The sequence below is a fragment of the Stenotrophomonas sp. 2YAF22 genome (assembly GCF_052114665.1).
Lineage (GTDB): Bacteria > Pseudomonadota > Gammaproteobacteria > Xanthomonadales > Xanthomonadaceae > Stenotrophomonas > Stenotrophomonas indicatrix.
In genome coordinates, this window is record NZ_JBFRFE010000817.1 from 1 (window position 1) to 1,533 (window position 1,533).

Annotated in this window: 1 protein-coding gene and 1 pseudogene; both read left to right on the plus strand. The window is 57.6% G+C overall.

What is annotated here, in order from left to right:
- Positions 1 to 295 precede the first annotated feature (295 nt).
- The gene (locus AB4Y84_RS21395; protein WP_223495484.1) at positions 296 to 841 is read left to right on the plus strand and encodes a DUF4189 domain-containing protein; all 546 of its coding nucleotides are present in this window, start codon (positions 296 to 298) and stop codon (positions 839 to 841) included.
- 79 nt (positions 842 to 920) lie between these two features.
- Positions 921 to 1,533 (plus strand): annotated as a pseudogene (locus AB4Y84_RS21400) (type IV secretion system protein); the annotation flags it as partial.

Sequence of the window (1,533 nt, forward strand, 5' to 3'; positions counted from 1 at the left end):
CCCCCACCCCCAATGGCGGCGATGTTCTTCCAGGGCACGCTGGGTGGCTTCATGGCATATTCGCAGATAGGCGGTAGTCCGGTGGCTGCTGCGCCGAGTGCGAATGGACAGCCGCCGGGTAGTTACAATCCGAGTGCACCTCGGGGGGATTCAACCCATGCAAATAGCGCCACCACCGATTCCATGCCTAGGTTGCAGGGCCAGAACGAAGTGTCGGCCCAGAATACCGGGTGGCTGGGTAAGGCTGGATCCAAACAGTAGGTTGGGTGTTTGGAAATTTGTTAAGAGGTTCGATATGAAGAGCATTCACTGTTTGGCATTCATCGTTGCGTTGGTATCCATTGCCTGTTCGTCAAGCGTGTTTGCCGAAGGTGGAAGCTGCCCCCCTGGCTATTATCCAATTGGCGGGCAGGGAGTGAGCGGGTGCGCGCCGATTCCCGGGGCGAATGCTAGCCAAGGTGCAGATCAGGGGCCGGCCCTGCCTCCACAACCGACGGGGAAGTGGCATTCAACCTGGGGTTCCATTGCCTTTTCCAGTTCTACATCAGCAGCGGGTGTCGCAACTGGACGTTACTCTCAAGAGGACGCCGAAGCTGAGGCAAAGCGGAAGTGCGGCTCTGAAGGGGCCGCAGATTGCAAGCTGCTGCTCACTTACACTAATCACTGCGCCGTATGGGTTGTGCCCAGTACGTTCGGGTCCGGTTCGCGCTCCGGTGTGGCTGGCGGAGAAACTTTGAGGCTGGCCAAGAAAAGTGCCGAGCAGCAATGCGTGGATTCTAAAGGTGGAAAGTGCTCGGTATTTTATTCTGACTGTACGAAGCCGGAGTTTGAGAAGTATTAGGCTTGGTCGTTCTAGAGATTTGAGTTCGCAGCGGTTTGAGTCTGTTTGGTGAAGTCGAGTTGATCTGGTCAAGAGTGCGAAAAGCAGGATCACCTATGTGGTGACCGGSAAGAATGATTCGCCGGAGGACCAGATCGACAAGAGCCTTGCCTGGATGCAGGTAGGCCTGTCGAGCATCGATGCGATCAAAGTGCTTGATGACGGCAACCTGCGCGACGACAAGAATCGTGCCTTGTGGGCAGTTGGCCTGGGAACCGGTGGCCCGGCGGTGACGGCGGGTTCGATGCTGCTGCTGTACGAGGTTGCCTTGGCGCTGTTCATCGGCCTGGGGCCGCTGTTCATCCTGTGTCTGCTGTTCGATCAGACCAAGCAGTTGTTTCAGAAGTGGCTGTTCTACGGCATCGGCACGATGTTCTCGATGGCCGTGTTGGCGGCGATGATCTCCATCGCGCTGGATATGGTGATCCGCGTGTCYGCTGCGTTCTGGACCAGTGCGCTGRTCGACAAGTACCTGCTGGATCCCAATGGCAGTGTCGACATGACCAGCCAAGCGCTCCAGCAGGGTGGTATGGGATTGATCCTCACGACGCTGATCCTGACTGCGCCCCCAATGGCGGCGATGTTCTTCCAGGGCACGCTGGGTGGCTTCATGGCATATTCGCAGATAGGCGGTAGTCCGGTGGCTGCTGCGC